Below are 4941 nucleotides of genomic sequence, written 5' to 3'. Positions count from 1 at the left end.
GGCCCGTCCCTATAGGACGGGCCGCGCCGGCATGGCGAGGAGGAGGGAGCAGGAGCAACAGGCAGCGAAGCGATCACGCTTTCAAAGTGCCGACGAGTGCACAGTGCCGACGAGTGCACAGACGAGCGCTCGGCACTGCCTATTGGACAAGCGCCGCGGGATCTATCATTTCCTTGGAAAACTTTCTAACGGGAGACAAGGGCACATGCCTGGTGACGCCGCCGAGCAAGGCCTGCGCTTCGCCGTACTGGGACCGATCCTGGCCTGGCGTGACGGCGTCGAGCTCGACCTCGGGACGCCGCTGCAACGCTCCATCGTCGCGACACTGCTGCTGCGGGAGGGACGGACGGCCACCCCGAGCGAGATGATCGACGAGGTCTGGGGAGAGGACGCGCCACCGCGGGCGCTCGGCGCGCTGCGGACGTACGTGTCCCGCCTTCGTACAGTGCTGGAACCCGGACGATCCCCCAGGACCCCGCCCGAAGTGCTCAGGTCGGTCGGCAGCGGCTACGCGCTGCGTATCGATCCCGCCCGGCTCGACCTCCGCGTCTTCGAGCGGACCTTCGCGGCGGCCGAGACGGCCCGCCGGGACGGCAGGATCGGGGAATCGGCGGATCTCCTGCGCGACGCGCTCGCCCTGTGGTCGGGGGAGCCCCTCGGCGGCGCGATCGGGCCGTACGCCGAGCACCAGCGCGGCCGGCTCGTCGAACGGCGGATCGGCACCGTCGAGACGCTGATGACGCTCGACCTGGAGCTCGGCCGGCACGCCGAGGTCGTCCCCGAGCTGATCTCGCTCACCGCAGAGCACCCGCTGCGGGAGCGGTTGCGCGCCCAGCTCATGCTGGCGTACTACCGGTGCGGGCGACAGGCCGAGGCCCTGTCGGTCTTCGCCGAGACCCGGCGGGCGCTCGTCGACGAACTCGGCATCGAGCCCGGCGCCGAGCTGGCCGAGCTGCACCGCCGCGTTCTCGCCGCCGATCCCACGCTGGCCGGCCCCCCCACGCTCACCGGCCCCCCCACGCTCGCCGGCCCGCCCGCTCCGCCGCGAGCCCGCGATGCCGTACGGCCCGCCTCCCCCGGCAGCGAGGTCGACCGCGACAGTCCGATCGTCGAGATGCCCAAACCCGCCCAGCTTCCGGCTGCCGTCGCCGACTTCACCGGCCGGGTCGAGCCGGTACGGCGGCTGCTCGCGATGCTCGGCGGCGCCGCTGACGCCGATCCGAACACGACGGCCGGACTGAGCACGACGGCCGGACTGAGCACGACGGCCAAGCCGGGCCAAGCGGACGAGGGCACCCGGGGCGTCACTCCCGGCTCTCCCGGCTCTCCCGGCTCTCCCGGCACGCCCCGTGCTCCCCGCGCGGCCGATGCGGTCGGCGCGGCCGAGGTTATGCCGATCGCGGCGATGTCCGGCATCGGCGGCGTTGGCAAGACCACGCTCGCCGTTCACGTGGCCCACCTCGCCGAGGGCCTTTTCCCGGACGGCCAGCTCTATGCCGACCTGCGCGGGTACGGCACCGAGCCGACGCAGCCAGAAACCGCACTCGGCGCCTTCCTGCGCGCCCTCGGTATCCCGGCCGACGTCATCCCCGAAGGCCTCGCCGAACGATCCGCGCTCTTCCGGTCCATGCTCGCCGACCGGCGCATGCTCGTGCTGCTCGACAACGCCCGCGACGCGGACCAGGTCGAGCCGCTGCTGCCCGGAACCGCCGGCTGTGCGGCGATCATCACCAGCCGGGGGAAACTGGCCGATCTGCCCGCCGCCCGGCTCATCGACCTCGATGTCATGGAGCCGGAAGAGGCGCTGTCGCTGTTCTCGGCGGTCGCCGGGCCCGAGCGGGTCGCCGCCGAGCATGCCGCCGCCATGGACGTCGTCGCCGCGTGCGGCTTCCTGCCGCTGGCGGTCCGCATCGTGGCCGCCCGGCTCGCCGCCCGCCCCTCGTGGACGGTCGCCTCGCTCGTCCCACGCCTGGCCGACGAGCGCCGCAGGCTCGACGAGATGAAGATCGGCAATCTCGCGGTCTCCGCGACCTTCTCCCTCGGCTATGGCCAACTCGAAATCCGACAGGCCCGGGCGTTCCGCCTGCTGTCGCTGTCCACCGGGCCGGACATCTCGGTCCCGGCCGCGGCGGCCGTCCTCGATCTCGGCCTGGCCGAGGCGGAGGACCTGATGGAGTCGCTCGTCGACGCGAGCCTGCTGGAGGCGCCGGCGGCGGGCCGTTACCGCTTCCACGACCTGCTGAAGCTCTTCGCCCGCCGCCGCTGCGAGGACACCGACGCGCCGGCCGCCCGTGCGCTCGCCATGCGACGGCTGCTCGGGTTCTACCTCGCCTCGGCCGGATCGGCCCATCGTCTCGCGTACGAGGGCAGCGCGATCGCCGACAACCTGGTCGACGGCCCCGCAATAGGCATCGCGACGGACATCGCGACCGGCCATCCGCAGGGGCATTCCTTCACCTCGACGGACGAGTCGGTGGCCTGGCTGTCGGTCGAGGCCGAGAACATGTTCGCCGCCATCGCCCAGGCCGCCGCGTCGTCGGTACCGCTGAGCATGTGCTTGACCGAGGACCCGAATAACGGCCCGAATAAAGGCCCGAATGAGGATCTGCTCCCCGCGGCGAATCTGTTGCTGGCGATGGAACCACTGGTGGAGTCGGGGACCAACCAACGGGAGTTCGAGCAGCGCAGCGGCTCGGTGCTCGCCGCCGCATCCCGGATCGGCGACCGACGGGCCGAACTGCGCTGCCGCTATGTGCTGGGCCGGGTGCTCTTCGGCGCCAACCGGCTGGCCGATGCCGAACGGCACTTCCTCATCGCCCGGACCCTCGCCGGGGAGACCGGTGACCGCATCGTGCTCGGCGAGACGTACAACGCGCTCGCCGTCGTCGCCGGGCGGCAGCGCCGCCACACCGAGGCCCTCGAATGGTTCGACCGGGCCACCGAGCTCTACCGCGAGACCGGCAACCCGGCGGGGCAGGCCCTGGCGCTGAGCTACTCGGCCCGCGACCACCTCGGCCTCGGGCACGTCGACGAGGCGATCTCCGTGTCCGAGCGCGGGCTGGCCATGTTCACGGAGATCGGCAGTGGTGCGGGGCTCGCCAGGGCGCGCTATCACCTGGGCATCGTGCTGTCGACCGTCGGCCGCCTCAACGAGGCCGTCGCACATCACGCCGAGTGCCTCGCCTTCTTCCGGGCCGGCAAGCAGCGGGTATGGGAGCAGCGGGTGTGCTACCGGCTCGCCGCGACCTTCATCGCCGCCGGGCGGTTCGCGGAGGCCGCGCGGCACGCCGAGCAGGCGCTGACGGTCAGTCGAGAGATCACTCACCCGTACGGCGAGGCCCAGTCGCTGGCCGCGCTCGGGAAGGCCCTGCACGGCATGGGGGAGACCCGGCGCGGCGGGGAATCGCTGGCCAGGGCCCTCGACATCTTCAGCAGGCTCGGCTCCCCGGAGGCCGACGACATCCGGGCGCTCCTCATGGAGTTCGACCAGATCCAGACCTGACACCGTTCCTCAAGACTGTGTATGCGTGACATTCGCGGCCGCACGCCCCGAACCGTGCTGGGCGCACTGGTCGGCCGCTTGCGCAACCGGATGGCGACGCGGATCACGTCCGTGGTCCGATCCGGAAGGGCGGCGTCCCTGACGGCCCACCCGCCGGAGAGCGGTCAAAGGGCGACAGGGCGGCCCTGAACCATCGCTCTGGCGGAGCAGGTGCCCCGCACACCCGGCACCACGCACACCCGGCGCCACTTCCCGACGTCACGCATCGTACAGGAACGGTAACCGAATGGCTGTGTGCAATCCGTACTGGCAGCAGGCCACACGCACACGGTGATGCACACTCATGCGAACTCATCTCCCAACGGTTGCGATCCCTCCCATCTGCTCCTCGTCTCCCGTTGTCGTCTCCCTTCGGCGTCTTCCGTTGTCGTCTCCGGTGCCGCCCTCCGGAACTTCGCTCCCCGCCGATCACGCCGCCGGCCCCTGTACGGCAGCGCTGTACGGCCGCGCTGTACGGCCGCGCTGTACGGCCGCGCTGTACGGCCGCGCTGTACGGCAGCGGGAGCAAGCAGGTGTCCGGCCGACCACCGGCACCACCCGGCTTTTGGGGGCCCGAATCACCGGAGCGCCGGATGGCGCCGACCGCCTCGTCATGCGGCCGGCCGGACTCAGGTCGTGTCAGACACTCCCTGGGCGAGCCCGGATCTCGAAACCCCCAGTCTCGGATCCGGGCTCGACAAGAGCATGGGACCAGCCGTTCAACATCCGATCAACAAGGGGTTGCAAACCGGGTGTTGAGCTGACGATCACTCATTTCCGACATCTCCAACATTTGCCGTCTCTCGGCATTTTTTTCTCATACTTCTTTTCAATTTATTAGCGAGAGCTATTGCTTTCTCTGATTTTGCCATGAGAGAATTCGTGTAGCTGTTCGAATGATGCGACCGGAAGGGGGGCTGATGGAGCCGGCGAAGCTACACAATCCGGACCTGTCACGCCCCCAGATTTCGCCATTGCTCGGTCCGGAGTGGTGGGCCGAGGTCAGGGCCGAGGCGACAGCCCGCGCCAACGGCCGCTCCTCGCGCGATTCGATCCGTTCTCCACTCTGGTCTGAGTGGCCCGACTGGCTTACCACCATCCCTGGCACATCCCTGGACACCGCGCTCCCGGACGGTGCGGCGGATGCTGCGTCTGCCGGTGGCGCCTCCTCCGCCGGGATATGCCCTGGCGGCCCGTTCCTCGGTGGTGGTGGCACTGCGCTGCGGATCCCGGCTGAGGGTGAGCAGGCGGCTTCCATGGAAGACGATCGAACGGATCGCCACGGCGCCGGTAAAGAACCTGACACTGAGGCTGACACTGAGGCTGAGACGGCCGAGACTGAGACGGCCGAGACTGAGACGGCGGAGGCTGGGGCTGGGCCGGAAGGGGCTGGGCCGGCC

1 protein-coding gene is annotated in these 4941 nt (G+C 70.2%); it reads left to right on the top strand.

What is annotated here, in order from left to right; translation table 11 throughout:
- Positions 1–205 precede the first annotated feature (205 nt).
- Positions 206–3502 (top strand): AfsR/SARP family transcriptional regulator, encoded by a 3297-nt coding sequence (locus Mth01_RS28900; RefSeq protein WP_239090087.1) that lies wholly within the window; start codon positions 206–208, stop codon positions 3500–3502.
- Positions 3503–4941 lie beyond the last annotated feature (1439 nt).

Origin of the sequence: Sphaerimonospora thailandensis (genome assembly GCF_016863115.1) — a bacterium.
Lineage (GTDB): Bacteria > Actinomycetota > Actinomycetes > Streptosporangiales > Streptosporangiaceae > Sphaerimonospora > Sphaerimonospora cavernae.
This window is presented reverse-complemented; position numbering and strand designations above follow the sequence as displayed.